The sequence below is a fragment of the Onishia niordana genome, from assembly GCF_004798965.1.
GTDB classification, from domain to species: Bacteria; Pseudomonadota; Gammaproteobacteria; order Pseudomonadales; family Halomonadaceae; genus Onishia; species Onishia niordana.
The window spans coordinates 561536-587096 of record NZ_SDSD01000001.1 but is presented as its reverse complement, the minus strand read 5'-3'; the positions used below and the strand labels follow the sequence as shown (position 1 = coordinate 587096).

Here is a 25561-nt window from a genome sequence, read left to right as displayed (position 1 = left end):
GTAGGCCTGAATTGGCTGGTCTAGCCTACCATATCTCGACCGGCTGCCGGCCAGTCGGCGACCGCGCGTGAGCGGATGATGACGGGGTGCCTCGGCGCAATCATTCCTTTACCCTTATGCTCCGGGCGTTCCTGCCCTGCCGGTTAGTCACTGGCGTCTTTTCACTGTCAGCTACGTCAGGAGTCTTCATGTCCTCGCTTGCATCGCGCTCTGCGCTTGCCAGTCAACGGTTGACCTGGGGGCTGGTCGTCCTTTTGACGATGCTGCTGTTGCCCTCCATGGCCAACGCTCAGGCGGGGCTCGGGCTTACGGGGCTTGCCGGCGAATCGTCCTCAAGTGAGCCGGACCCCAAGGCGGTCGTCGAATCATTGGATACCGTGATTGCGACGCTGGATAACGCGGAAAAGAGGGGCGCGTTGCTCGAAGAGCTGAAGGCACTGCGCGCGAGTACCGCTCAGGTCGAAGGAGGCGACGTCGAGGCGGGGCCTCAGGGACTGCTGGGTGCCTTGGCGGATACCTTCACCGAGCTTGGCGACCAGGCAGAAGGAGGGCAGTCGCCGTTAGCGCTATGGCAGCAGCGACTGGTTCAGGCGTGGCAGGATGTGGGCGAGCTGGCGAGCAGTGCCGGTAATACCGAGCTGTTTCGCTTGGCGATTGAGGCCTCGGTGATGCTGTCGGTTTGGGTCGGGTCACTGTTGTTACTGATGGCTTTGGCACGGTCACTGGTGCGACGCTTCGGCTTGCCGCTGGAGCTGCCGCGTGACCCCAAGGCGTGGCTGCTGGGCGTGCATTTTCTGCGGCGTTTGCTGCCTTGGGTGGTCGCCTTTGCCACGATGCTGGCGATATCGCAGTTCATGACCCCCAACGCGGCCGTGAGTCTTGCGCTGGTCACGGCCTATGTGGCGCTCTGTGGACGTCTGCTGTCATCGCTCTGCGAGATTGTCTTCTCGGCCTTCACTCGCGGTCATCGCTACATCGCTGTCCGCTATCTGCGGACCCGCGCGCTGAAGCGGCTGTTCCTTATTGGAGCGTTGCTGGCACTGGGTGATGCGTTGGATTCCGGACGCTTGATTGCCCAGCTGGGCAGCGACCTGGCCGGCTTCCTGTCGATCGTCACCAACTTGCTGGCGGCATTGATCAGTGGGGGCTTCATCCTGCGCTTCAAGCAACCGATCAAGCACTTGATTCGCAACCGCCCGTATTCCCAGCGCAAGGCACACAGCACTACCAATGATGTGGTTCGCGTGCTGGGTGGTCTCTGGCATGTACCGGCTCTGTTGTCGGTAGGGGTGTCACTGATAGCGCTGTTGGTCACTGTCGGTGATGCTGGCGGGACGCTGCCTCGAGCGATCGGAACGGCGGCGTTGCTGATCTTTACGCTGGTGGTGACGGGGCTGCTACGCCGTTATGGCTTGGCCCTAGAGGGGCGCAAGCGGGTGTCGCAGTATCGTCGGCGCCTGGAGCGTGTCGGCTACGCCTTGGCGCACATGCTGTGCTGGGCCTCCTTTGCCGAGCTTTCGATGCGGATATGGGGCAGTTCGCTGCTTGGCGTCGGTCAGGATGCAGCCGGGGCGCGGATCGGCCAGGCACTGCTGAGCATCGGTATCACGCTGCTGGTGGCCTGGCTTGCCTGGATATTTGCCGATACGGCGATCCAGCGAGCGTTGTCGCGTTCGTCGCGTTCCCGTGGGCGCCGGGGCAATAGTTCCCGGGCGCAGACGATCACGCCCCTGATCCGTAATGTGATCTTCGCCACCATCGTGGTGATTGCCTCGATCGTGGCGCTGGCCAACCTGGGCGTGAATGTCACGCCGCTGCTGGCCGGTGCCGGTGTCATTGGTCTAGCGATCGGCTTCGGTGCCCAGACGCTGGTACAGGACCTGATCACGGGTATCTTCATCCTTATCGAAGATTCTCTGGCGGTTGATGATTTCGTCAAGCTTGGCGGTCATCTGGGTACCGTCGAAGGACTGACCCTGCGCACAGTCCGCCTGCGTGATATCGATGGCATCGTGCACACCATCACCTTCAGCCAGATCCAGTCGATTCACAATATGTCGCGCCAGTACGGTATCGCCTTGATGCGCCTGCGTATTCCCCATGCGATGAAGGTCGACGACGGCATTACCCTGGTGCGCGAGATCGTTAATGAAATGCGCCAAGATCCTGTGATGCGCCACAACATCTGGTCGCCACTTGAGATGCAGGGCATCGAGAGCTTCGAGGAGGGGGCGGCCGTGTTGAGGATGCACATGCGTACTGCGCCTGCCATGCAGTGGGACGTGGCGCGTGCCGTTAACCTGCGCTTCAAGCAGCGCCTGGAAGAAGATGGTCTGGAGGTCGCCATGCCGCGCTTGAGCGTACAGATGGCAGGCCAGAGCGGCGAGACGCTGGATGGTGAGGCGCCGGAGCAGGATGGGGCGGATGCGGCTTCTGGACGGGATGTACTGGGCCGCTCGGCTGGAGAGGCCGGACGTGTCGTGCCGCCTGGAGGTCAACGCCACAAGGGCTCGCCGGGCGAAGGCTAGGTCATGCCGCTAATGGCTTACTCGCCTCTTAAGCATAGGCAGTCAGCTTAGCCAAAGATGGCATAGCGCTGCCCCGATGGCCGCGGCGCCCAGCAGCAACGCGGCAAAGAGCCAGGGCGCACGCCATCGCCGCCAGCGGTTATGCAGTGAGACGGCGCGTTCGACGCGGGCGATCAATAGATCGTGACGAGCGCCCGTGTTGTCGGGGGGCAGCGAAAAGTCGTTGGCGGTGCTGTCTTGCCAGAAAGGGCCGTGGGTCAGGCCGAGTCGTGCCCGCAGCAGCCCGATGTCGCGCACGGTGCCGAGCAGGGCATCGTATTCCTCGCGACGGTCGGCATTGCCCAGCACCACGCGGGCATCGGCCTTGAGGGCGCTATGATCGCAGGCCTCGATGGCACGCTGTATGTCGTGGTCGCTGGCGTCGCCTTGCAGTTCCAGTCGCTGATAAAGATCCCGCATGCTCAACTGGCTCGCATCAGATAGTCATAGGCGTTCTTGACCCGCTGGAAGCGCTGTGAAGCGGCGGCCATGCGTGCCTCCCCTTCGGCGAAGAAACGGTCGGGATGATGTGTCTGGGCCAGGCGGCGATAGGCCTTGCGAATTTCGCCGCGACTGGCCCCAGGGGGTAGGCCGAGCACTGCGAGGGCGCGATGGGCGCGTGCATCGTTGGTCGGTGGGCGCTCTCTGTGTCGGTTCTGGCCAGCGCTTCCACGCTCCTGGTGCCAACGTTCCTGCCTGGCCTGCTCGCGACGGCGCTCCTCCCGGGCGCGTTCTTGCCTGGCCTTTTCCTGTTGAGTTTTCTCGTGGCGCGCTCTTTCCTGGCGCTGTCGATCACGCTCGCGGGCTTGCTGTTCGCGACGCTCGCGCTCCCGGCGTATCTCCTCTTTCTGGCGCGCTTGCGCCTCCTGTGCGCGGCGACGTGCGGCCTGTTCTTGCTGCCGAGCCTCTTGCTGCTGGCGTTCATGCTCTCGGGCAAGCCAATAGTCGCGGCGGCTGGGGTCGTCGGGCACTGCATAGGGCTTGCCGGCTTGCTCGGCATAGAGGGTGGCGAAGGAGGAGGGAATCACGCCCAGTAGATCAGCAAGAAACCGCAGCACGTGATGCTGGGTAATGCTTGGCTCGCCGCTTGTGATCGATAAGGCAATGGCTTGGCGCATAAAAGGATACGCCTGCTCGCCCCCACGGTCCTTCTGCATCACTTCGGCGGCCAGCTGGATGGCATCGAAATCCTGGCGGTCGGCCAGGGCGAAGATCGGCTCGATCTCATGCCCATGTCGACATTCTCTGGCCAGCTCCGTCAGGCGCTTGCGCTGCGCTGCATCGAGAGGGCCGCTACAGGCCATTACCCAGGCAAGTAGCATCAACCCAGCCGTGTCGGCTTGACTACGACTGGTTAGCAGGAGGGTCTCGAAAGGGTTGAAGCGACCGCTGGGCATTCCCTGGCTCCGAAGTGACTCACGGGGCAATGATGGTGGTTGCGTGTTGTTTGGGGTGGCATCTGCAGCCATGAGCTGTCGACAGCCGGTAGACGTATGCCTGTCCAGAAAGACATATCCAGTAGGTATCGGCGTCAGGCGCGTTTGCTTTAATCGATGCGGCGGTCCTTTCTCATCATGCTATGTCGTGGGGCGATTTCCTATCCATGACATGGCATCAGGAGCGCACCAGCGACGGCTTGCCGATATTCTCGGGGCCTAAGGAGTCGGGGAGCAGGGTCTCCATATCATCGCTCTTTACCGCATGCCGGGGCAGGTCAGCATGGCGAGTATGGTGCATCGTGGTGTTTCATCGCTCGCTTGGCGTTACACCTTGGTACTTGCCACCCCAGCCAGGGCCGGGGCGGCAAGCAGCGCGTACGTCACGGCATCAGCCGGCCGCCAGGGCGATGAAGAAGCCCGCAATGGTGGCCGACATCAAGTTGGAGAGAGTCCCCGCCAGCACGGCTTTAACACCGAAGCGGGCGATTTCGTGACGGCGCCCGGGGGCGAGGCTGCCGAGTCCACCAAGCAGAATGGCGATCGAGGACAGGTTGGCGAAACCGCAAAGGGCGAAGGACAGGATGGCCACGGTATGCGATGACATCGCGGCACCGGTCGCGGCGACCATCTTCTCGCCCTCGATGTAGGGCGCCAGGTTGATGTAGGCGACGAACTCGTTGACCACCAGTTTCTGGCCGATGAAGGAGCCGGCCAGGGTCGCCTCGTTCCAGGGTATGCCCAGCAGGAAAGCCAGCGGCGAGAACAACCAGCCCAGCAGCTGCTCCAGGCTCAGCGATTCCAGGCCAAACCAGCCGCCGACCCCACCGAGGATGCCGTTGACCAACGCGATCAGGCCGATGAAGGCCAGCAGCATGGCCCCCACGTTGGCGGCCAGGCGCATGCCGGAGCTGGCGCCGGTGGCGGCGGCGTCCAGCACGTTGGCCGGCTTGTCTTCATCCTCGATGTGCTGAATGGAGGCAGCGTCATCATCCTTTGGCGTTTCGGTTTCCGGCATCAACAGTTTCGCGAACAGCAGACCGCCCGGCGCGGCCATGAAGGAGGCCGCAACAAGATATTCCATGGGAATGCCCAGTGCCGCATAGCCGGCGAGCACCGAGCCTGCCACTGACGCCAGGCCGCCGCACATGACCGCAAACAGCTGCGAGGAGGTCATGTTGTTGATGAAGGGGCGTATCACCAGCGGTGCTTCGGTCTGGCCAACGAAGATGTTGGCGGTGGCCGACAGTGACTCGGTACGCGAGGTGCCCAGCACCTTCTGCAAGGCGCCGCCGAGTAGGCGGATGATCCACTGCATGATGCCCAGGTAGTAGAGCACGGCGATCAGCGACGAGAAGAAGATGATGACCGGCAGCACCTTGATGGCAAAGATGAACCCCACACCAGAGGGATCAGCGAGCCCGCCGAACAGGATCTTGAGGACGGTCTGGCCAAACGGCACATACAGCACGAAGGCACCGATACCGGCCTGGATGGCGAAGGCGCCACCCACGGTACGCAGGCGGATGGCGCGTCGGTTGGTGGAAAATACGAGGGCGATCAGGATGAGCGTCGCCATCCCCACCAGGCTCATGAGTATGGTCATGGGAAGTCCTTCATGGCAGCGAATGCGGCCCGTGCCGTTGCTTGTTTACGGCTACCGGTACGGGCCAGGGGATTATAGGAAGTTGTACTTGAGCGTGTAGATAATGGCGTTCTGGTAGTCTTCTGGGCTGCCCAGTTTGTTATCCGAATAACGGTACTGAACGCCGGCAGTCACGCTCGAAAGTGGGTGCCACCATAATGAAACCGCTCCGTTGGTGCCAACGCTTTCCGCCTTGCCGCCGACATAGTTCTGGTCGAGATAGTCGTCGTCGCGGTTGAAGGTCTGTTCATGCCAGTTGGTGAGACTGAATCGCTGGCCCAAGGCCTCGAAGCCATAGCCCAGTACCCAGCCTGCCATGTAGCCATTCATGCCGGTATAGCCGTCACTCTGAACACGTGCCGCGCCGAGGAAGGGCTTGAACCACAAGCCGTTATCGAAGGTGTGGATATAGCCGACACCGAGGACCTGATCCTGCTCGCGACCGTTGTAGCCATAGTCGCGAAAATCGTAGACGTGGGCGTAAATCGTGAAGGGCGACTCGCCCAGATAGATATGAGAGGTCAGTTTCCCGGCGGTGCGCAGGTTGTCCTTGCCACCGCTCTTCTCATCGAACTGGTCGTTGCCTGGGTTCTCCAGGTCGAAGAACCCGTAGACCTCGCCCCAGCTGAAGCCTGCACCACCCTCGAGCTCCAGATAGGTGAAGTCACTCTTGGCGGCGTTGGTTGACGTGCGGGTCTCAGTACCCTCTGACCAGTCGAGGTAGTTGACCGACACATTGGCGAAGGACCAGCTCGGGTCCATATCGGCCGCCTGCAGCGGCGCACTGGAAAATACCAGTAGGGCGCTCGCGCCGAGCAGGGGGAAGGCACTGCGCAAAGAAAGGGCGGACATAAAGGGATTGCCTTGATATGACTTTTTTGTGAGAGCGTCAGGGCACTCATGGGAGGAGCAGGTATCTGCTGGCGGGCATAGTACCAAAGGAGATTGAGTGCCTAATAATTTTTCGTACAAACGCTAGTTTGCTCATTCTCTTGTTCCCCCTGAGGATCGCGATGTCAGGGGCGTGCCTGGCTGTTGCTTGCGGCAAAACGTAGCCGGCTAGACACCGTGTTACACGCTTGGCACCCTTTTAGCGGCGGCCATTAAGCTTTCATCGCCTGCTCGATGTCATTCAGCGCCCCACGCTTGGCCTTATCAGCCTGTCGGGCCGCCTCACCTGTGCGCTTCCTGCGACACCCTGCGACAAATCGTCACTGTCGCGGGGATGTCATATCTCCGAGGATACGCGGTCAAAGTAGCCAGACCTTTGTAGTAGCCAAGTGCTTGCTCAAAAGGTCTGGCTGCGGTGCGTGTTAGCAACCTGCTTTATCGGATGCTGCTTGCGGTCATCATGGATGGCTTAGCAAGGAGTAGATGTGAGCGTTTGCTGCGTGCATACACTAGCCGGCTAATTTTGTATCCCTATGCGATTAGCCTGATTTCGTGCCCTGACGAGGTCGTAGGATGATAAGAAAGAAGTACTTACGTGTGCTGAGTCCGCTCGTGCTCGTGTCGCTTGCCCTGTTGCTGACAGGCTGTGATTCGGCACTGATGGATCCCAAGGGGCAGGTCGGGGAAGAGCAGCGAACCCTGATTCTGACCGCGTTCGGCTTGATGCAGATCGTTGTCATTCCGGTAATCGTGATGACTATCGCGTTTGCCTGGCGCTATCGTCGCAGCAACAAGAATGCGACCTATAGCCCCGATTGGCATCACTCCAACAAGGTCGAGGCCGTGGTGTGGTTTGTGCCCTGCGTGATCATTGCCTTCCTGGCCGTGTTGACCTGGTATACCTCGCACAGCCTGGACCCCCACAAGCCTCTCGATGTTGAGGAAGGTGGTCAGGAGCCAATGGTCATCGAGGCGGTATCGCTTGATTGGAAATGGCTGTTCATCTACCCGGAGCAGGGTATTGCAACAGTCAACGAAATAGCTTTCCCCGAAGATACACCGGTGCGCTTCCGAGTGACGTCTGGCTCGGTGATGAACTCTTTCTTCATTCCGCGTCTGGGCAGTCAGATCTATGCCATGGCGGGTATGGATAACGACGTGCATCTGATCGCCGATGAGCAAGGGGTCTATCCTGGTCGTTCCACCAACTACAGCGGTGCCGGCTTCTCGGATATGACGTTCGATGCGCATGTCGGATCCCAGCAGGATTTCGAGGCCTGGGTATCCGAGGTTCGTGAATCGTCTGAATCACTGACCTTCCCCGAGGAGTACTACGACCTCGCAGCGCCCTCCGAGGATGCCGAGATCCAGTATTTCTCCGAGGTATCCCCGTCTCTCTACGAGAGCATCATCAAGAGCTTCCAAGCCGGCGGTGACCACGAAGCGCGTGTGTCCGAATTCGCCGACAGTTACGCCGAGGGCTTCGGTCACGGTTCGGCCCACAGTGACGACGAATCGGCCGAGTCTCACGGCAAGCCCATGAGCGCGGAGGCAGCGGAGTAAATTATGTTCGGAAAACTCAGTCTCGAGGCGATCCCGACCGATCCCATTGTCTTGACGACCATTGTGGCCATCGTCCTGGGGGGGGGGGCGCTGACGGCCGCCATCACCTACTTCAAGAAGTGGGGCTACTTGTGGACGGAGTGGATCACCTCCGTCGACCACAAGAAGCTCGGCATCATGTACTTCATCGTCGCCCTGGTGATGCTGCTGCGCGGCTTCGCGGACGCCATCATGATGCGCTCCCAGCTGGCCATGGCATCCGCAGGGGCTGAGGGCTTCCTGCCGCCCTCGCACTACGACCAGATCTTCACCGCCCACGGCGTGATCATGATCTTCTTCGTGGCCATGCCCATGGTCATCGGCCTGATGAACCTGGTGGTGCCGCTGCAGATCGGTGCGCGTGACGTGGCCTTCCCGTTCCTCAACAACCTGAGCTTCTGGTTGTTCGCGGCGGGCGTGGTTCTTGTCAACGTGTCACTCTTTGTCGGTGAATTCGCCAAAACCGGCTGGCTGGCCTATGCGCCACTATCGGGACTCGATTACAGTCCCGGGGTTGGGGTGGATTACTGGATATGGGCGTTGCAGATATCGGGTATAGGCACGACCATGACGGGGATCAACTTCTTCGTCACCATCCTCAAGATGCGCACCAAGGGCATGACGATGTTCCGCATGCCGATCTTCACCTGGACCTCGCTGTGCGCGAACGTCCTGATCATCGCCTCCTTCCCGATCCTCACCGCGACCATCGCGCTGCTGACCCTGGATCGGTACCTGGGCATGAACTTCTTCACCACCGATCTCGGTGGCAACATGATGATGTACGTCAACCTCATCTGGGCCTGGGGCCATCCTGAGGTGTACATCCTGATCCTGCCGGCCTTCGGGGTCTTCTCCGAGGTCATCGCGACCTTCGCCAAGAAGCGCCTGTTCGGCTACAACACCATGGTCTGGGCCACGGTGGCGATCACCATCCTGTCGTTCGTGGTCTGGCTGCACCACTTCTTCACCATGGGCGCCGGGGCCGACGTCAATGCCTTCTTCGGCATCATGACGATGATCATCGCCATCCCCACCGGGGTGAAGATCTTCAACTGGCTGTTCACCATGTACCGCGGTCGCCTCGAGTTCACCTCGCCGGTGCTGTGGACCCTGGGCTTCATCATCACCTTCACCCTGGGGGGCATGACCGGCGTGATGCTGTCGGTGCCGGCGGCGAACTTCGTGCTGCACAACAGCCTGTTCGTTATCGCCCACTTCCACAACGTCATTATCGGCGGCGTGGTATTCGGCATGCTGGCGGGCCTGACCTACTGGTTCCCGAAGGCCTTCGGCTTCACCCTGAATGAAAAATGGGGCAAGCGTTCCTTCTGGTGCTGGTTCATCGGTTTCTACGTGGCCTTCACGCCGCTCTACGTGCTGGCCTTCTTCGGTGCCGTGCGTCGCATGCAGTCCTACAGCAACCCCGAGTGGCAGCCGCTGATGATCGTGGCCTGGGTGGGTGCGCTGATCATTGCGGCCGGCATTGCCTGCACCTTGATCCAGTTCTACGTCAGCATCCGTGATCGCAAGCAGAACCAGGACGTCACCGGCGATCCCTGGGACGGCCGCACCCTCGAGTGGGCGACCTCCTCGCCGGCGCCGTTCTACAACTTCGCGCACCTGCCTGAAGTACACGGTGTGGATGGGTTCTGGGAGGCCAAGAAGGCCAATGGTGGCGTGCCGCCGATTTCCGAGCCGCCCTACCAGGATATCCACATGCCGAAGAATACTTGGGAAGGTCCGATTATCGCGCTCTTCGCCACCATCTTTGGTTTTGCTCTCGTGTGGCACATCTGGTGGCTGGCAATCGTCGGTGGCATCGGTATGTTTGCAACCTTCATGGCGCGGATCTTCAACGATGACGTCGACTACTACGTCCCTGCGGCGGAAGTGGAGCGCATCGAGCGCGAGCATCGTCAGCGCTTGAAGCAGAAGGGTGATCTCGCGCACTCAACTCGGCTGGAGACGCAGAGCTAATCATGGCAACCGATACTCTTAGCAACCAAGGTCATGCCCACGGGCATGACCACGATCACCACGACGATCATCACGATACCGCGGGCACCAAGATCTTCGGTTTCTGGGTCTACCTGATGAGCGACCTGGTGATCTTCGGGTCCCTGTTCGCCACCTACGCCGTGCTTCTGAGAGGCACGGCCGGTGGACCGACACCGGGTGAGATCTTTGATCTTCCGCTGATTTTGATCAGTACCTTCCTGCTGCTGATCAGTAGTTTCACCTATGGCATGGCCGTGCTAGCAATGAATGCTGGGCGGGTGGTTCAGGTGCAAAAGTGGTTGATCATCACCTTCCTGCTCGGGGCTGGTTTCATCGGCCTGGAGCTCTACGAGTTCCAACACCTGATCCATGAAGGCTTCGGGCCGGATCGCAGTGGCTTCCTGTCGGCCTTCTTCACCCTGGTCGGTACCCACGGCCTGCACGTGACCTTCGGCCTGATCTGGATCCTGGTCATGCTGATCCAGCTCAAGAAGCAAGGCCTGACCGAGGTGACGCGCCCGCGGATCATGTGCCTGAGCCTGTTCTGGCACTTCCTGGACATCGTCTGGATCTGCGTCTTCTCCTTCGTCTACCTGATGGGAGTCCTGTGATATGAGCGACTCACACGCGTCTCACGACCACAGCCATGGCAGCGTCAAGTCCTATGTGATCGGCCTGATCCTGTCCATCGTCCTGACCATCATTCCCTTCGGGGCGGTGATGGCTGGTTCCTTCGACACCGCGGTCACGCTGCTGATCATCGTGACCACCGCGGTGGCCCAAGTGCTGGTGCAGCTGGTGCTGTTCATGCATATGAATACCAAGGCCGATGAGGGCTGGAACTTCATGTCCTTCGTCTTCACCGTGGCGATTCTGGTCCTGGTCATCGGAGGTTCCCTGTGGATCATGAAAAACCTGCATCTCAACATGATGATCGGCTGACGCAGACGCCCTCCATGCTCAAGGACTACCTGACCCTCACCAAGCCGGGCATCATCGGCGGTAACTTGATCTCCGTTCTGGGCGGCTACTTCCTGGCCGCCCAGGGCGAGTTCGATCTGCCGCTGTTCCTGTCGGCTCTGGTGGGGTTGGCGCTGGTGATCGCCTCCGGGTGCGCCTTCAACAACGTCATCGATCAGGATATCGATGCGGTGATGCAGCGTACCCAGAATCGCCCGCTGGTGCAGGGGCGGGTGACCCCCAGCGCCACGCTGTGGTTCGCCACGGCGCTGGGGCTGGCCGGTTTCGGCCTGCTGGCCCTGGGCACCAATGCCCTGACGGTGGGCCTGGCGGCCTTCGGCTTCGTCATCTACGTCGGCGTCTACAGCCTGTGGATGAAGCGCCATTCGGAGTACGGCACCCTGGTCGGCAGCCTGTCCGGGGCCGTGCCGCCGGTGGTGGGCTATTGCGCCGTCAGCGGGACCTTCGATACCGGTGCCCTGACGCTGCTGACCATCTTCTGCCTGTGGCAGATGCCGCACTCCTATGCGATCGCCATCTTCCGCCTGGAAGATTACCGTGCTGCATCTATTCCGGTACTGCCGGTGGTGCGGGGCGTCCATCGTGCCAAGCATCACATCCTCGGCTGGATCCTTGCGTTCATTCCGGCGACGCTTGCCCTGAGCATTGCGGGCTATGCAGGTCCTGGTTACTTCATGGTTGCCCTGGGTATGGGAGGCTATTGGTTGTACCTGGCGTGCAAGGGCTATCGGGCTCAGGATGAAGTCCGCTGGGCCAAGAGCGTGTTTGGTTTTTCCATCCTCACCATCACGGCTCTGAGCCTGATGATGTCGGTGGATGCCGCCCTGCCTCAATCGCCGCTGCTCTGGACCTCGCTGCGCTGATCCCTTCATGGGTTCTCGCCATGCTGAACCCAAAGCGTTGAGACGGCAGTGAAAACTGTCGTCGACGCTTCCCCCCTGCGCATGTCTATACTGTGAATGTCGCACGTTTCATGCGTGTACCTGAGGTCGGTTTACGCTGATCTTGCCTGCAGATAGAGGGAGGTGTCTGGATGCTGACGCATGTTTGGGGCCTGATGGCCCATCCGCAACGTGAATGGAAGCAGATCAAGGGAGAGCGCGAGACGCTCACGCACCTTTACGAGCATCACGTGCTGTTGCTGGCTGCTATTCCGGTCATCTGCTCCTATATTGGCACCACCCAAGTGGGGTGGGGACTAGGCGGGGAGACCCACATACAGCTGGGGTATCTGGATGCTCTGGGCGCCGGGATTGTCTTCTATCTGGTGATCCTCGCGGCGGTGTATTCGGTGGGCAAGGTGATTCGCGCCCTGGCCAAGCGTTTCACATCGACTCCCCCGAAACAGAGTGAGTGCATCGTGTTCGCTGGCTATGTGGCCACGCCGATGTTCTTGAGTGGCCTCGTGGCCATCTATCCACTTATCTGGCTGTGCCTGCTGGCCGGTATCATCGGCCTTTGCTACACCGCCTATTTGCTCTATCTGGGCATCCCGTCCTTTCTGGGCATCAGTAGCGAGGAGGGCTTCATCGTCTCAAGCTCCACGCTGGGTATCGGCGTGCTGGTGCTCGAGGCAATGCTTGGGCTAACCGTACTGCTTTGGGGCTATGGAGAGCGCATCATCTTGTCGTTGATCGGTGGGTGATAGGCTCACATCCAGATAGCGTTTGAACCTCATGGATGCAGGTTGCAGAGGTAGATGAAAAGGGCGGCCCAACAGGGTCGCCCTTTTTGTTGGCTTCAGTTCTTCTTGCGCTCTCCCGTTCTGCCTCACTGGTTTATTCGGTATAGCGGTGCCTAACCTCGCGAGTTGCCGTCCGGTACGGTGCTCAGATAAGGGCATACTGAGATAGCGGCTTGTGGCTATCCTGTGCCAGCACTAGAGTTTAGTTATGCCTTTACGGAATTAATTCGCCTCGCACTTGCATCGATGCCTGACAAGCACTCAACACGAGGCTTACCAGCGGGCTCTGTGCCATTAGCTTTCATCAGGAGGATGTGCCATGCGTGCTGTTGATGTCATGACTACCAAGGTCATCAGTGTCTCTCCCGAGACAGACGTGCAGGAAATTGTCCGCTTGCTGATGGACCACCGTATCAGTGCGGTCCCCGTCGTCGACGATGACCACTGCCTGATGGGAATGGTCAGCGAAGGGGATTTGATGGGGCGTGCCGATAGTCCGGACGACAACGCCGTGCCCTGGTGGCTGTCCCTGGTGTCGTCGGGGGCCGAAAAAGCGGCCAGCTACATCAAGACCCATGGCCACGTGGCCAAGGACATCATGAGCCACCCGGTGGTCGACGTGGAAGAAGACATCTCGGTCGCCGAGATCGCACGCCTGCTTGAGAAGCGCCATATCAAGCGGGTGCCGGTGACGCGAGACGGCAAACTCGTGGGTATCGTGAGCCGTGCCAATCTGTTGCAGGGGCTGGCCAGTACCCCGCCGGTCAGAGAGGGCACGCGCGATGATCGCAGCCTGCGTGATGCGCTCAACCAGGAGCTCGAAGAAAAGCTCAACACCGTGCGCGTCAACGTCATCGTCAAGGATGGCGTCGTCGAGTTGTGGGGCCTGGTGGCGAGTGATGAGGAAATGAAAGCGGTGCAGCTCGCCGCCGAAAGCCAGCCGGGTGTCAAACGGGTCGAGAATAATATGAGCCGCATGCCGTTAGGGTATGGTGCCTTTTAGAGGATCGCCTCTGGTGTGGCTAAAAGACTAAAAGAGAAGGCCCCGCCGAAGCGGGGCCTTCTTGCGATACGAACGAAAGCCTTACTAGACCTCGTGGTAAAGCTTGGCGCCGGCGGCCCTGAAGGCTTCGGCCTGTTCTTCCATGCCCTGCATCACGGCTTCCTGATCGCCATCTAGGCCCTTGTCCCGAGCGTAGTCGCGGACCTCCTGGCTGATCTTCATCGAGCAGAACTTGGGGCCGCACATCGAGCAGAAGTGCGCCACCTTGGCCGAGTCCTTGGGCAGGGTCTCGTCGTGGTACTCGCGGGCGGTGTCCGGGTCGAGCCCTAAGTTGAACTGATCCTCCCAGCGGAACTCGAAGCGCGCCTTGGACAGCGCGTTGTCGCGGCGCTGGGCGGCCGGGTGCCCCTTGGCGAGGTCGGCGGCATGGGCGGCGATCTTGTAGGTGATGATGCCGGTTTTGACGTCGTCCTTGTTGGGCAGGCCCAGGTGCTCCTTGGGGGTCACGTAGCAGAGCATGGCGCAGCCGTACCAGCCGATCATCGCCGCGCCGATGCCGGAGGTGATGTGATCATAACCGGGCGCGATGTCGGTGGTCAGTGGGCCGAGGGTATAGAAGGGCGCCTCATCGCACTCCTCGAGCTGCTTGTCCATGTTCTCCTTGATCAGGTGCATGGGCACATGGCCCGGCCCCTCGATCATCACCTGGACGTCGTGCCGCCAGGCGATACGGGTCAGCTCGCCGAGGGTCTCCAATTCGGCGAACTGGGCCTCGTCGTTGGCATCGGCCACCGAGCCCGGGCGCAGGCCGTCGCCCAGCGAGAAGGCGACATCGTAGCGCTTGCAGATCTCGCAGATCTCCTCGAAGTGGGTGTAGAGGAAGCTCTCCTGGTGGTGGTAGAGGCACCACTTGGCCATGATTGAGCCGCCGCGCGAGACGATGCCGGTGGTGCGCTTGGCGGTCAGCGGCACATAGCGCAGCAAGACGCCGGCGTGGATGGTGAAGTAGTCGACGCCCTGTTCGGCCTGCTCGATCAGGGTGTCGCGGAACACCTCCCAGGTCAGGTCCTCGGCGACGCCGTTGACCTTCTCCAGCGCCTGGTAGATGGGCACGGTGCCGATCGGCACCGGGGCGTTGCGGATGATCCACTCGCGGGTTTCATGGATGTTCGACCCGGTGGAGAGATCCATGATGGTGTCCGAGCCCCAGCGGATGCCCCAGGTCATCTTGTCGACCTCGTCCTCGATCGAGGAGGTGACCGCCGAGTTGCCCAGGTTGCCGTTGATCTTCACCAGGAAGTTGCGGCCGATGATCATCGGCTCGGTTTCCGGGTGGTTGATGTTGCAGGGGATGATCGCCCGGCCGGCGGCCAGCTCGTCGCGCACGAACTCGGGCGTGATTTCCTCGGGCAGGCGCGCGCCGAAACCCTGGCCGACGTGCTGGTGGCCGAGGATACGCTCGACCTCCTGCGTACCTGAGTACTGTGTAGAGAGCGCCTGGCGGCGCTGATTCTCGCGGATGGCGATGAACTCCATCTCCGGGGTGATGATGCCCTGGCGGGCATAGTGCAACTGGGTCACATTCTTGCCTGCTCTGGCCCGGCGCGGCGTGCGGGCCAAGTCGAAGCGTAGCGGGGCGAGCATCGGGTCATTGGCGCGGCGGCGGCCGTACTCGGAGGTCGGGCCATCCAGCCATTCGGTGTCATCACGTTCATCGATCCAGGCCTCGCGCAGGGCTTTCAGGCCGCGGCGCAGATCGATGGCGACGTCCGGGTCGGTATAGGGCCCGGAGGTGTCGTAGACCAGCAGCGGCGGATTGTCCTCGACACCGTCGGCGGTGGTGGTCGGCGACAGACCAATTTCGCGAAAGGGGACGCGGATGTCCGGGCGGGAGCCTTCGACATGAATCTTGCGCGAGCCGGGCAGGGGGGCGATGGCGGCCGCATCGACGCGCGCCTGCTCGTTGAGAAAGTGGCGGGTATTGCTCATCTAATGTGTTCTCCCAATAGTCTGGGGAGGACAAGCGAAGGAGGGACAGGGGCGGGCCCGAACGGCGGCCTGCATGTCGCTTGATCCCTACGCTGGTACCCTCTCGAAAGAATTAGCCAGGTCAGGTTCAACGGGATCCGTCCTGCCACGCGCCCAAGGCACCTGTTGGATGATCTCAGCCGGTATCACCGGCACCCCGTCAAGCGAGTGATGGAAGCCTAGGCTTCCGGTGGTGGGTGATACGCCCCGTTCGGCCCCACCTGACCGAACGGCGTTTGGCAGGGCGCTCAATCGCCTTGATCAAGCCCCATCTGCCAGAAGTCGATTTCAAGCCGGGTGGCCTCACTGAACACCTGGCGAAGCTCCTCGAAGCGTCGTGGGCCGACTTCCGCGAGGTGTGAATCGAGCCAGGTGATTTCGCTTGCCATCGCCTCCTGAAAGTCCGGGCCTTCGTACATGGTGATCCAGGCGTCGAAGGGGTTGGCATCACCACGAACCGTAAAGGGCTGGGCATTGAGCCAGGTGGCGATCTCGCCGTAGCCGATTAGGCAGGGTGCCAGGGCCACGTGGAGATCCAGCAGATCACCGCGCTGTCCGGTCTCGAGCACATAGCGGGTATAGGCCAGTGTCGCGCGGGCCTCGGGCAGTGTTTCCAAATCACTCTCCGAGATGCCCCATTCGCGGCAGTAGGCAATGTGGAGGTCGAGTTCCACATCGAGGATGGTCGAGAGGCCCGCTTGGGCGTGTCGCAGATCACTCAGCGTGCGGCTCTTGTAGGCCGCCAGGGCATAGGCACGGGCGAAGTGAATCAGGAACAGGTAGTCCTGCTGAAGGTAGTGGCGAAAGGCCTTTTGATCGAGGGTGGCGGCGCCGAGTCGGCGCACGAAATCGTGCTCGATATAGTGTCGCCAGTCGTTGTGACAGGCGGCAGTGAGGTCGCTGAAGCGGTAACCCATCTGGCCTCCGGTAGTGGTCACGATCCGGGGCTTGAGCCAGGCAGGTCAATCAAGGGAAGGGTGTGGCCGGAAAGGCGTGTACTAAAGGTGCGCCGGCCACCGCTTGATTCCTACGCCGGTACGAGCCGGATCAGGTTCAACGGGATCCGTCCTGTGGCGTGCTGAAGCACGTCCTTGGGCGGTCTCAGCCGGTATCACCGGCACCCCGTCAAGCGAGTGGCGACAGTCTAGCATCTTGTCGCGCCCTTGCCAGTCCCGGGTGTGCTAGCCTCGTATTTTTGACTTCAGTATTCCCTTTGAGATGAGGATGTCACGGATGATATCAGCCGCTTCCCATGTGCCCGACATGACCCTGCTGGTAGCAGGCGACCCTGACCAGCTTACCGGTAGCTACGTCTATGATGCCCGCATCGTCGAGGCACTGCGTGAGCGTGGCTGGGACATTGCCGTTGAAGGGCTGGCCGGGCGTTTCCCGATGCCTGACCAGCAGGCCACCGAAAGCCTTGAAAGCACCCTTGGCGGGCTACCGGATGGTACCCGGGTGGTGATCGATGCCACGGTCATGGCCGGTCTGCCGGAGGTAGTGGCATGCCATGGTGAGCGGCTCGACCTCACGGCGCTGATGCATCATCCACAGGCCGATGAGACAGGCCTGAGCGAAATCGAACGCATGGGCTTTCAGGCCAGCGAGACCCTGGCGCTGATGGCCATGCAGCGAGTGATCGCGACCAGCACGTTTACTGCCGAACGACTGGCCGACTTCGGCGTGCTGCCGTCGCAGATTCATGTGGTCGAGCCGGGAGTGTCGCCGGCGCCACTGGCCGCCAGCGTCACCCGCCACGAGGAAGACGCCGAGCCGGCGCGGCTGTTGTGCGTGGCGAGCCTGACGCCGCGCAAGGGGCATGAGGTGCTGATCGAGGCACTGGCCAAGGTGTCCGAGCTTGGCTGGCAGTGCGATTGTATCGGTGGGCTGGACTTAGCCCCGGAACATGCCAAGCGGGTCGAGGACATGATCGAGGAGCAGGAGCTGGGTGAGCGAGTCTGTCTGCTAGGCACTCGTTCCCCCGAGGCCCTTGCGGCCTATTACGCCGAGGCGGATCTCTTCGTGCTGCCGTCCTATTACGAGGGCTACGGCATGGTGGTGACCGAGGCGCTGGCGCATGGTCTACCGGTGATCACCACGACGGGGGGAGCGCTTGGGCACACCCTGCCCGAAGGGGCGGGGCTCGCCGTCGAGCCGGGCGATGTCCAGGCTCTCGCTACGGCGCTGCGTCGGTGGCTGGAAGAGGGCGCCCTGCGGGCTCAACTTCGTGAAGGGGCCGCCGCCGCGCGGGGGCGGCAGCAGGATTGGTCGAGCGCCGCGGCGGCCTTCGCCGCGGCGCTTGGCGAAGGCTAGAGCTGGCCACTCAAACCGCGATCAGCGGGCAGCGTCGGGGTACCAGACATAGTTCCAAGTTTCCGTCAGCGATTGGCCATGCAGCGTCAGTGACAGTCGCATGTCGGCCGGTTGATCGCCATCGGGCTGGAGACGAAAGCTCGCGCGCCAGGTCTTTCCGTCCGGCAATGGCTGTACCTGTGGCGTGAGGGTTTCGCCGCTGGAGGTCGTCAGCGCCATCTTTACGGGTTGACTGGCATCGAGGCTCGATAGCTCGCCGCCGCGGAAGTCGACGATGAAGTGACGACGGCTCCTGGGCGGTGGATTATCCTGGCCAGGCGCGCCTCCCCAGCCCTGGCGGGTGCGTACTACCCCGGCGCGCTCGAGATTCGGCGGGTAGGCGTCGAAGGTGGCGGTACGGTAGCGGTAGGTTCGCGACTCGCCGGCCTTGAGCGGCGCATCGGGTACCCAGTAGGCGATGATATTGTCGTTGGTCTCGTCCTCGGTGGGAATTTCCACCAGTTCTACGCCGCCAGGGCCCCAGTCACCGCCACGAGGCGTTACCCACTGGCTGGGGCGTCGATCATAGCGTGCCTCCATGTCCAAATAGTCGTCAAACTCGCGGTGGCGCTGTACCAGGCCGAAGCCTTGGGGTGGGTCGTCGCGCAGCGAGGAAACATGCAGCTGCGAGGGGTTGCTCAGTGGACGCCAGATCCACTCTCCCTCGGCGGTGTGCATCGACAAGCCGTTCGAGTCATGGACGCGGGTCCGGTAGTCGTCGTAGTCGTGGCGTTCAAGGCCTCCGTGCCAGAACATGCTAGTCAGCGGGGCGATGCCGAGTTTCTCTACGTCTTCACGGGCGAAGAGGCGAGCCTCGACATCCACTGTGCTGGACTCCCCGGGGGTAATGTCGAAGCGGTAGGCGCCACTGACAGAGGGGCTATCGAGCAATGCCAGCACTTGGATGTGATCATCCTCGGGTGCCGGTTTGACCAGCCAAAATTCGGTGAAAGTGGGGAACTCTTCGCCACGAGGCGAGGCGGTGTCGATGGCCAGCCCACGCGCTGAAAGGCCGTAGCCCTGGTCGCGGCCAACCAGACGGAAATACGAGGCGCCGAGGAAAACCATGAATTCGTCGCGGTATTCGCCGTGGTTGAGGGGGTAGTGAAGGCGAAAGCCTGCGTAGCCGAGATCTTCCTTTTCCTGATCCTCGCTGGACCGCTTCGCCAGCGCCTCGCCGATGGGGGCTACCTCATCGTCATAGCGGAAATATCCCTGATCGAAGGGCAGCGGTGACACCTCGATCGTTTCGCCGTCATCGTCGGGCTCGACCAGGTTCAGGTGTACCGGCCGGTCGTAGAGAAAGCCGGTATGGAAGAGCTGCACCTCGAAGAGGGACTGATCGCGCCACAATGCCTTCTCAGGACGAAAACGGATTTGCCGATAACGGTCGTAATCCAGCTCCTTCAATGCCTCCGGCAAGACGTTGTCGTGGGCCTCGTACGGAGCCTTTGACAGTTGCTCGGCACGTGAGGTGACCTTGGCATACAAGGCGTCCAGGGATGCCTTGCTGGTCTGTCCGCTGGCCGGTGGCTGACTGGGGGTGTCGTCATTGACCTTTGCGTCGACGTTGGCGTCAGAAGGTGCATCGGTCGCTGGGGATTCGGCAAAGGCCAGCGATGCAAGCCCAATAGGAGCGAGCCCCGTCCAGAGTAAAGTGGTGGTCAACAGGGTCGTCGCCAGACGTCCTGCCTGAATCGGACGAGCCGGGTTGGCTCGACCTGGCATCCCGCGTTGTCTCAGCATTCCATGGCTCCAGGCGGTTTGGTGAGAGGGGGCAGCGATGTTCGCTGCTCGGCATGGTGTTTTGCGTCGCCTTCCCGGCGAGCCGAAACGCTTGCTCGTCGGGAAGTCGCGGTGGGTGGCGTGCCATGAGACTCCATGTCAGCTCCGCGGGGCGGCGAAGGACTGTTCCGGCATTTCGCCTGGCATCTCCTGCGGGGTCGGTGCTGGCCATTCGCCAGATGCTGTCTCCGCCGGGGAGTCCTGTGCACGTAACACACGGGCTGGATCTGTCTCGCTGGGCACCAGCAGCAAGCCGGCACGGCGCAGGGTCTGGCCAAGGGTGAGACTGCTGCTGAGCCGGATCAGCGGGGCGGCCAGCATCAGGCCCAGCCACACGGGAGTCAGCCACCAGAAAAATACCGGCGTGTAATACCAGGTGATGCCTGCCCAGGCCAGCCCGGCCAGACTGCCTTGCCAAGTATGTCGCCATGCCTCACGCCACGCCACAGCGCGTCCTTCCCGAGATTGCGGGTCCCAGGCCACGGTGCGCCCGCTTAGCACGTTGATCACGAACAGGCTGTGGAACATCATCATCAGGGGCGCGATCAACATTGCGAACAGGCTTTCGAACAGCACGCTGACGGCCAGCCGCGCTCGCCCGCCGAATGCGCTGGGACGGCGGACCATTGCCAGACACATGCCTAGCACCTTGGGCATCAGCAGCATGGCCAGGGTGCCGAGCAGCAGTGGCATGATCAGGGGCGGCGGCGCAATCGGCCAGTCGGGAAACAGTTGCGCTTGGGAAGTGAAAAAATTGGGTTCGGCAATCGCGCGAACTAGCGCATCGATGGTGCTGATGACCAGGATCGTTAGCCATACCAGCGAGGAAATATAGGCAAAGGCTCCAAACAGGAAATGCAGCCGGCTCAATGGATGCAGGCCATGTCCGCCCAGCAGACGCAAGTGCTGCAGGTTGCCTTGCACCCAACGACGGTCACGCTTGGCGTAGTCCAGGATGTGGCTGGGCATTTCCTCGTAACTGCCCTCCAGGTCAGTCTGCATCTGCACCTGCCAGCCATTTCGACGCAGCAGGGCTGCTTCGACGAAATCATGGCTGAGGATGTCGCCGCCCAGTGGTGGCGCCCCAGGCAGCTCCGGCAGGCCGCAGTGGGCCATGAACGCCTCGGTGCGCAGGATGGCGTTGTGACCGAAATAGTTGGCGGCGTCGGCATGCCAGAAGCTTAGGCCGGCGGCGAGCATTGGCGAATAGAGCGAGGCGGCAAACTGGTTGGCGCGGCCGAACAGGCTGTCCTGGTGCACCGGGATGGGGACGGTCTGCAGCAGCCCCAACCGTGGGTTGGCTTCCATGGCGGCGATAAGCGCCGACACGGTGCTGCCGCTCATTACGCTGTCGGCATCCAGCACCAGCATGAAGTCGTAGCGTTTTCCCCAGCGCTCGCAGAATTCCTTGAGGTTGCCGGCCTTGCGGCCGCTATTGCTGTTTCGGTGTCGGTAGTGCAGGTGGCAGATGCCGCTCAGGCGCCCTTGCAGCGCGCCGATTTCCAGGTGCTCCTGCTCGATGATGGTGTCATCGGTGCTGTCGCTGAGCACGAAGACTTCCACTTGCCGTTGCGGTGTGTCGGCAGGCAGGTCACGGCAGGTTGCCTCCAGGCCGGTGATGACCCCGCTGATGTCCTCATTGTGAATCGGCATGACCAGCACCGTCCGTGACTGAGCGTCGCTCGGTGGCCGCGGTGGCTGGATGCGGTCTAGGGTGATCGGATCGCGGTTACACAGGGTCAGCACGAAGCCAATTACGGCACTCCAGAAGGCAATGATGATCCAGCTGAAGGTCAGGGAAAAAAGTCCCAGGATGACCAGTTCCAACGGCGTGATCCCGTCGACGTAGAGGATCTGGAACATTGCCCAAATGCCTAACGCGTCAGTGGCGAAGAACAGTCCAGCAAACAGTGCACGCCGGGTACGGCGCCACGGGGGCCTGAACTGACGGCGCTTGGCGTGAGCGGAGAGAGCTTGGGTGGGCGTGGCACCTGATGTGTTGTCTTGTAGGCTCATCGGCATACCTCGCCACGTTGCGAGAGATGTCCAGTACTTGACTGGACGTAGGTAGTCGATGGCATGTGGCTGCACAGTGGCGCTAGCTGAGCTGAAGAACGATCTGACCGGGCGTCAGGTTTCCGGGATGTATCAGCGACGCACTGGGGACGCTGTAGGGTTATCATCACTTGCTGTTGTGCTCCATTTGCCCCCGCCGGCATTCCCTGCACAATCCGGGGAGGAGACTTGAGTAAGCATCGGGACAAGTTATCGCGCTACAAGCGCTGTTCTTTTGGATGCCCAGATGACGACTGTTGATTTCTCCAAGATAGCAAGCAGCTTTTGGAAGCCGCAGGCGCGAGCGCCTAACGTATAACAGCATAGCGATGCCGCTGGTACTTGGAAACTCGGTCAGGCGGATTCGCTACGCTCATGCGAGACGTTCAGGGAACCTTGGATGGCGGTAGGCGCTGCGGGTTCCGTAGACGGGCATATTTCATCGTGACGCATCTTACTTAGGCATGCTCACCACAGCCACGTGTCGGGCTTGGCCGGTGGTTGGTCGGCGCGCGCGGCCTTGAGGCCGATCACGCAACGCACGATCAGCCACAATGCCAGCAGCGGCATGACCAGAAAACCGATGCCGATCACCCCTAGCATGAAGGCGGCAATGCTATAGAGGACACCGATCCAGAAAGTGCGGATAAGGTATCGATAGTGCTCTTGTAGCCAGGGCGAGGCATCGCTGCGGTAGACGTAGGCCATGATGGCTCCGATCAGCGTCGTCACGCTGCCGGTAATCAGGCCGGCCAGGTAGAGCACATAGATGATCTGGGTGACACGAGTGTCCTGCTCGGGCAGATAGGTTTGGCTCATGAATACTCTCGGCGTCAGTAAATGCGTGCGTGGCGAAAATTCGGGTCGCCGGCTGCTTCTTCGGGGGTCTTGCGGTAGCGTTTGTATTCCCATTGATACTGGGCGGGGTCCAGGGCGATAGCAGACTCGACGCAGGCATTGACGCCGCTGGCTGAGGTCGTCTCGTCGGCCTCATAGACTCGCTCATCGGCAGCCAGGAAGTGAATCGCAAAACCGCGCCCGGGCAGGCGCTTGGCGACGCCGGTCACTACCCGCGCCTGAGTACGGGCTACCAACTTCGGCAGCAGGGTTGCCGTGTAGGCGGGGCGGTCGTAGAAGGGCGCGAAGACACCGCTGCCCCAGTCGGGTTCCTGATCCGGCAGGATGCCCACCGCCTCGCAGCGCTTGAGTGCCTTGAGCAGGGCCGCGACGCCGCGAGGGTTGGTGGGTACCAGCTGGGCACCGCGGCGTTCGCGGCCATGGCGAATCACCGGGTCGAGGGGGGCAATTTTGGGCGGCTCGTACATGGCCGTGAAAGGGAAATGGCCCGAGAGCCAGAAATTCAGCACTTCCCAGTTGCCAAAGTGGGGGGCCAACACGATGACGCCGCGTCCCTCGGCTCTTGCATCATCGAGCAGTTCGCGGCCATGTACCTCGACGATCGACGACTCTACTCGCTCGGGATCACGCATCCAGGCAAACCCCAGTTCGAGCATGGTGGCGGTGGAATGCGTCAGGCTATCGCGGGCGAGCCGGCGGCGCTGAGTCCTGTCGGTCGCGGGATAGACGACCGACAGGTTGGACTCGGTGATATGGCGTTCGCGCTTGCTGAGCCTGTGTATCAGCGGGCCCGCATACCGTGAAAGCCGCCATAGCGTCCCGAGGCTTCGCCCGGAGAGGGTTCGCCACAGGCTGGTAACCACGGTGGCCTGGAGGCGGTCGCGGCGGGAGGTTTCATCACTCATCAGGCGTCACACCAGCCAGGTGGTGGGGTTGCTCGGTGGCCGCTGTTCCTGCAGGCCCTTGAAGCCCTTCACACAGCGAATGATCATCCATACGGCCAGGGCAATCAGCAGCGGCACGCCGATCACCACCAGTGTCAGAACTGTGGCAATAAGGCCGTAGAGCAGCCCGATCCAGAAGGTGCGAATCTGATAGCGGTAGTGCGCATCGAGCCAGTCCGGCCCCTTACCTCGGTAGACATAGGCGATGACCACGCCGATCAGCGGTGTGAAGCCACTCACCATGCCGGCCAGCAAGAGGCCGTAGACCACCATAGCCATGGTGGTATCGGGCTCCCGGGGTGTCGGGCTTGGCGTATTCTGCGGCGAGGAAGGTGTCTCGTGTGCAGGCGTCTGGGGCATGACATCGTCCTTCGGCGAAACGGTAAGGGGTAAAATCCGGGATAAAAAAGCGAGCCTTTGCAACATGATACCCGCCCAGGCAGGCGTTGCCATCACCGCCGCGGACGGTTGATCTCCAGTAGGTTGCCTTCCGGGTCACGCAGATACAGTGAGTCCACGGGTCCCTTGCTACCGTCGTATGTCACCGGACCGAGTTCCACCGGGACAGAAAGGGCGGCCAGGTGGTGCTCGACCTCTTCAAGCGGTAGACGGCTTGAGAAGGAAAGCTCCATCGCCCCAATCGTGGGGGCCGCCGCCTGGGGGGCAATCGAGTTGTCGGTTACCTGCAGGCGCAGCGTCAGGGTGCCCAGATGCAGGTCGGCATGGCTGGCATCCTGTTCCTTGGCGTCCATGCCGAGTACCCGGCTGTAGAAATCCACCGCTCGTGACAGGTCATCGACGTATATCACCAGATGATCCAAAGCTGACAGCATGCCGTTCCTCCTTGGGCCGCCAGCGCGAACAGGATAGGCTTGGCGGCGAAAATATCCATGAGCATACGACGATGACCCAGCCTCTGTCCTGTCCGCTGTGCGATGCCCCCGATGCAGTGGCCTATCATCGGGATGCGCGTCGCGATTACCTGCAGTGTCAGGTGTGCACGCTGGTCTTCGTACCGCCTCATCAACACCTTGGGGCTGATGCCGAGCGCGCGGTCTATGACCAGCACCAGAACTCGCCACGGGATGCCGGCTATCGGCGTTTCCTGTCGCGGCTGCAGGCGCCTCTCCAAGCGCAGCTGGCGGCTGGTGCCGTGGGGCTCGATGTGGGCAGCGGTCCGGGGCCAACCCTATCGGTGATGTTTGAGGAAGCGGGACACCCAATGGCGATCTACGATCCTTACTTCGCCCCCGATCCTGCGCCTCTGTCACGCAGCTATGATTTCATCACGGCAACCGAGGTGGTCGAGCATATGGCTGCGCCTGGCGTCGAGCTTACCCGTCTGGCCGGCCTGCTGCGCCCTGGCGGCTGGTTGGGGCTGATGACCAAGCGGGTTACCCGCCATGAGATCTTCGTGGACTGGCACTACACTCTCGATCCTACCCACGTGTGCTTCTTCAGCGAGGCGAGCTTTTACTGGTTGGCCGAGCGCTTCGCCATGGAAGTGATCTTCCCTGATCACGACGTCGTCCTTCTGCAGCGCTCCTGCTCCTGATGGCAGGGCCATGGGGGCGGTCAAGACCCTTGCGCGAGTCAGTAAATACTGCTTGGCGGCGAGCACGGCTCAGCGTATATTCGCCGCGCGATTGTCAATGTTGCATCGTTGGCAGGTAACGTTTCTCCTGAACAACGGCGCCGATGGCCCTTCCCTCAAGGGCCTCAGTTCGCG

General features: G+C 61.4%; 23 protein-coding genes and 2 riboswitches. Of the genes, 10 read left to right on the top strand and 13 right to left on the bottom strand.

The genetic code is table 11. The features are described 5' to 3' along the window. The first annotated feature begins 188 nt into the window (after positions 1-188). On the top strand, positions 189-2528 hold the full coding sequence (locus ETC27_RS02535; protein ID WP_136253387.1) for a mechanosensitive ion channel family protein: 2340 nt from the start codon (positions 189-191) through the stop codon (positions 2526-2528). A gap of 42 nt (positions 2529-2570) precedes the next feature. Here ETC27_RS02535 and ETC27_RS02530 read toward each other — a convergent pair whose 3' ends face one another. The 5 genes from ETC27_RS02530 to ETC27_RS02515 all read right to left on the bottom strand — a co-directional run bounded on the left by ETC27_RS02530 (position 2571) and on the right by ETC27_RS02515 (position 6500). After that, the gene (locus ETC27_RS02530) at positions 2571-2987 is read right to left on the bottom strand and encodes a hypothetical protein (protein ID WP_205742666.1); all 417 of its coding nucleotides are present in this window, start codon (positions 2985-2987) and stop codon (positions 2571-2573) included. 2 nt (positions 2988-2989) lie between these two features. Then, positions 2990-3964, bottom strand: coding sequence for a J domain-containing protein (locus tag ETC27_RS02525; protein ID WP_136253386.1), 975 nt, complete (start codon positions 3962-3964; stop codon positions 2990-2992). A 217-nt stretch (positions 3965-4181) separates the two neighbouring features. After that, positions 4182-4304, bottom strand: coding sequence for a hypothetical protein (locus ETC27_RS17655; protein ID WP_276605684.1), 123 nt, complete (start codon positions 4302-4304; stop codon positions 4182-4184). A gap of 90 nt (positions 4305-4394) precedes the next feature. Next, on the bottom strand, positions 4395-5609 hold the full coding sequence (locus ETC27_RS02520) for a NupC/NupG family nucleoside CNT transporter (protein WP_136253385.1): 1215 nt from the start codon (positions 5607-5609) through the stop codon (positions 4395-4397). 72 nt (positions 5610-5681) lie between these two features. Continuing rightward, the gene (locus ETC27_RS02515; RefSeq protein WP_136253384.1) at positions 5682-6500 is read right to left on the bottom strand and encodes an outer membrane protein OmpK; all 819 of its coding nucleotides are present in this window, start codon (positions 6498-6500) and stop codon (positions 5682-5684) included. A 612-nt stretch (positions 6501-7112) separates the two neighbouring features. Between ETC27_RS02515 and cyoA the strand changes: the two genes are divergently transcribed. The 7 genes from cyoA to ETC27_RS02480 all read left to right on the top strand — a co-directional run bounded on the left by cyoA (position 7113) and on the right by ETC27_RS02480 (position 13810). Further along, positions 7113-8102, top strand: coding sequence for a ubiquinol oxidase subunit II (gene cyoA, locus ETC27_RS02510; protein WP_136253383.1), 990 nt, complete (start codon positions 7113-7115; stop codon positions 8100-8102). 3 nt (positions 8103-8105) lie between these two features. Continuing rightward, the gene (gene cyoB / locus ETC27_RS02505) at positions 8106-10121 is read left to right on the top strand and encodes a cytochrome o ubiquinol oxidase subunit I (RefSeq protein WP_136253382.1); all 2016 of its coding nucleotides are present in this window, start codon (positions 8106-8108) and stop codon (positions 10119-10121) included. A 2-nt stretch (positions 10122-10123) separates the two neighbouring features. Beyond that, positions 10124-10753, top strand: a complete 630-nt coding sequence (gene cyoC, locus ETC27_RS02500; protein WP_136253381.1) for a cytochrome o ubiquinol oxidase subunit III — start codon at positions 10124-10126, stop codon at positions 10751-10753. A gap of 1 nt (position 10754) precedes the next feature. Further along, a complete protein-coding gene (gene cyoD / locus ETC27_RS02495) occupies positions 10755-11084 on the top strand; it encodes a cytochrome o ubiquinol oxidase subunit IV (RefSeq protein ID WP_136253380.1) in 330 nt (109 codons plus the stop codon). Continuing rightward, entirely contained in the window at positions 11042-11986 is a 945-nt protein-coding gene (gene cyoE, locus ETC27_RS02490) for a heme o synthase (RefSeq protein ID WP_240724768.1), read from the top strand. The genes cyoD and cyoE overlap by 43 nt, the downstream gene beginning before the upstream one ends. 170 nt (positions 11987-12156) lie before the next feature. Beyond that, positions 12157-12768: a Yip1 family protein gene (locus ETC27_RS02485; RefSeq protein WP_136253378.1), complete on the top strand. Its 612-nt coding sequence runs from the start codon at positions 12157-12159 to the stop codon at positions 12766-12768. A gap of 358 nt (positions 12769-13126) precedes the next feature. Next, positions 13127-13810, top strand: a complete 684-nt coding sequence (locus ETC27_RS02480) for a CBS domain-containing protein (RefSeq protein WP_136253377.1) — start codon at positions 13127-13129, stop codon at positions 13808-13810. An 84-nt stretch (positions 13811-13894) separates the two neighbouring features. On the opposite strand, the gene thiC is transcribed toward ETC27_RS02480, so the two are convergent. Both thiC and tenA read right to left on the bottom strand, forming a co-directional pair. Next, the gene (gene thiC / locus ETC27_RS02475; protein WP_136253376.1) at positions 13895-15799 is read right to left on the bottom strand and encodes a phosphomethylpyrimidine synthase ThiC; all 1905 of its coding nucleotides are present in this window, start codon (positions 15797-15799) and stop codon (positions 13895-13897) included. A 67-nt stretch (positions 15800-15866) separates the two neighbouring features. Beyond that, positions 15867-16008, bottom strand: a riboswitch (TPP riboswitch). Between the two features lie 78 nt (positions 16009-16086). Next, positions 16087-16755, bottom strand: a complete 669-nt coding sequence (gene tenA / locus ETC27_RS02470; protein ID WP_136253375.1) for a thiaminase II — start codon at positions 16753-16755, stop codon at positions 16087-16089. A 90-nt stretch (positions 16756-16845) separates the two neighbouring features. Continuing rightward, positions 16846-16973, bottom strand: a riboswitch (TPP riboswitch). Between the two features lie 89 nt (positions 16974-17062). Between tenA and ETC27_RS02465 the strand changes: the two genes are divergently transcribed. After that, entirely contained in the window at positions 17063-18151 is a 1089-nt protein-coding gene (locus ETC27_RS02465) for a glycosyltransferase family 4 protein (protein ID WP_240724767.1), read from the top strand. Between the two features lie 21 nt (positions 18152-18172). Here ETC27_RS02465 and ETC27_RS02460 read toward each other — a convergent pair whose 3' ends face one another. From ETC27_RS02460 to ETC27_RS02430, 6 genes are all read right to left on the bottom strand, one after another. Continuing rightward, positions 18173-19936, bottom strand: a complete 1764-nt coding sequence (locus ETC27_RS02460; protein ID WP_240724766.1) for an OpgD/OpgG family glucan biosynthesis protein — start codon at positions 19934-19936, stop codon at positions 18173-18175. Positions 19937-20074: 138 nt separating this feature from the next. Beyond that, on the bottom strand, positions 20075-21997 hold the full coding sequence (gene mdoH, locus ETC27_RS02455) for a glucans biosynthesis glucosyltransferase MdoH (RefSeq protein ID WP_306462155.1): 1923 nt from the start codon (positions 21995-21997) through the stop codon (positions 20075-20077). 501 nt (positions 21998-22498) lie between these two features. Next, a complete protein-coding gene (locus ETC27_RS02445; protein WP_136253373.1) occupies positions 22499-22849 on the bottom strand; it encodes a DUF4870 family protein in 351 nt (116 codons plus the stop codon). Between the two features lie 14 nt (positions 22850-22863). Continuing rightward, positions 22864-23793, bottom strand: a complete 930-nt coding sequence (locus tag ETC27_RS02440) for a lysophospholipid acyltransferase family protein (RefSeq protein WP_136253372.1) — start codon at positions 23791-23793, stop codon at positions 22864-22866. Positions 23794-23799: 6 nt separating this feature from the next. Next, complete coding sequence (locus ETC27_RS02435; RefSeq protein ID WP_136253371.1) at positions 23800-24192, bottom strand: DUF4870 family protein; 393 nt, start codon at positions 24190-24192, stop codon at positions 23800-23802. A 92-nt stretch (positions 24193-24284) separates the two neighbouring features. Beyond that, the gene (locus tag ETC27_RS02430; RefSeq protein WP_136253370.1) at positions 24285-24665 is read right to left on the bottom strand and encodes a VOC family protein; all 381 of its coding nucleotides are present in this window, start codon (positions 24663-24665) and stop codon (positions 24285-24287) included. A gap of 71 nt (positions 24666-24736) precedes the next feature. Between ETC27_RS02430 and ETC27_RS02425 the strand changes: the two genes are divergently transcribed. Beyond that, positions 24737-25387, top strand: coding sequence for a class I SAM-dependent methyltransferase (locus ETC27_RS02425; protein ID WP_136253369.1), 651 nt, complete (start codon positions 24737-24739; stop codon positions 25385-25387). Positions 25388-25561: the final 174 nt, after the last annotated feature.

What these genes read in the sequence shown, in the direction of transcription:
- ETC27_RS02535 (WP_136253387.1), top strand. Translation starts at nt 189, where the DNA reads ATGTCCTCGCTTGCATCGCGCTCTGCGCTTGCCAGTCAACGGTTGACC.
- ETC27_RS02530 (WP_205742666.1), bottom strand. Translation starts at nt 2,987, where the DNA reads ATGCGGGATCTTTATCAGCGACTGGAACTGCAAGGCGACGCCAGCGAC.
- ETC27_RS02525 (WP_136253386.1), bottom strand. Translation starts at nt 3,964, where the DNA reads ATGCCCAGCGGTCGCTTCAACCCTTTCGAGACCCTCCTGCTAACCAGT.
- ETC27_RS17655 (WP_276605684.1), bottom strand. Translation starts at nt 4,304, where the DNA reads ATGCACCATACTCGCCATGCTGACCTGCCCCGGCATGCGGTAAAGAGC.
- ETC27_RS02520 (WP_136253385.1), bottom strand. Translation starts at nt 5,609, where the DNA reads ATGACCATACTCATGAGCCTGGTGGGGATGGCGACGCTCATCCTGATC.
- ETC27_RS02515 (WP_136253384.1), bottom strand. Translation starts at nt 6,500, where the DNA reads ATGTCCGCCCTTTCTTTGCGCAGTGCCTTCCCCCTGCTCGGCGCGAGC.
- cyoA (WP_136253383.1), top strand. Translation starts at nt 7,113, where the DNA reads ATGATAAGAAAGAAGTACTTACGTGTGCTGAGTCCGCTCGTGCTCGTG.
- cyoB (WP_136253382.1), top strand. Translation starts at nt 8,106, where the DNA reads ATGTTCGGAAAACTCAGTCTCGAGGCGATCCCGACCGATCCCATTGTC.
- cyoC (WP_136253381.1), top strand. Translation starts at nt 10,124, where the DNA reads ATGGCAACCGATACTCTTAGCAACCAAGGTCATGCCCACGGGCATGAC.
- cyoD (WP_136253380.1), top strand. Translation starts at nt 10,755, where the DNA reads ATGAGCGACTCACACGCGTCTCACGACCACAGCCATGGCAGCGTCAAG.
- ETC27_RS02485 (WP_136253378.1), top strand. Translation starts at nt 12,157, where the DNA reads ATGCTGACGCATGTTTGGGGCCTGATGGCCCATCCGCAACGTGAATGG.
- ETC27_RS02480 (WP_136253377.1), top strand. Translation starts at nt 13,127, where the DNA reads ATGCGTGCTGTTGATGTCATGACTACCAAGGTCATCAGTGTCTCTCCC.
- thiC (WP_136253376.1), bottom strand. Translation starts at nt 15,799, where the DNA reads ATGAGCAATACCCGCCACTTTCTCAACGAGCAGGCGCGCGTCGATGCG.
- tenA (WP_136253375.1), bottom strand. Translation starts at nt 16,755, where the DNA reads ATGGGTTACCGCTTCAGCGACCTCACTGCCGCCTGTCACAACGACTGG.
- ETC27_RS02465 (WP_240724767.1), top strand. Translation starts at nt 17,063, where the DNA reads ATGTCACGGATGATATCAGCCGCTTCCCATGTGCCCGACATGACCCTG.
- ETC27_RS02460 (WP_240724766.1), bottom strand. Translation starts at nt 19,936, where the DNA reads ATGCTGAGACAACGCGGGATGCCAGGTCGAGCCAACCCGGCTCGTCCG.
- mdoH (WP_306462155.1), bottom strand. Translation starts at nt 21,997, where the DNA reads ATGCCGATGAGCCTACAAGACAACACATCAGGTGCCACGCCCACCCAA.
- ETC27_RS02445 (WP_136253373.1), bottom strand. Translation starts at nt 22,849, where the DNA reads ATGAGCCAAACCTATCTGCCCGAGCAGGACACTCGTGTCACCCAGATC.
- ETC27_RS02440 (WP_136253372.1), bottom strand. Translation starts at nt 23,793, where the DNA reads ATGAGTGATGAAACCTCCCGCCGCGACCGCCTCCAGGCCACCGTGGTT.
- ETC27_RS02435 (WP_136253371.1), bottom strand. Translation starts at nt 24,192, where the DNA reads ATGCCCCAGACGCCTGCACACGAGACACCTTCCTCGCCGCAGAATACG.
- ETC27_RS02430 (WP_136253370.1), bottom strand. Translation starts at nt 24,665, where the DNA reads ATGCTGTCAGCTTTGGATCATCTGGTGATATACGTCGATGACCTGTCA.
- ETC27_RS02425 (WP_136253369.1), top strand. Translation starts at nt 24,737, where the DNA reads ATGACCCAGCCTCTGTCCTGTCCGCTGTGCGATGCCCCCGATGCAGTG.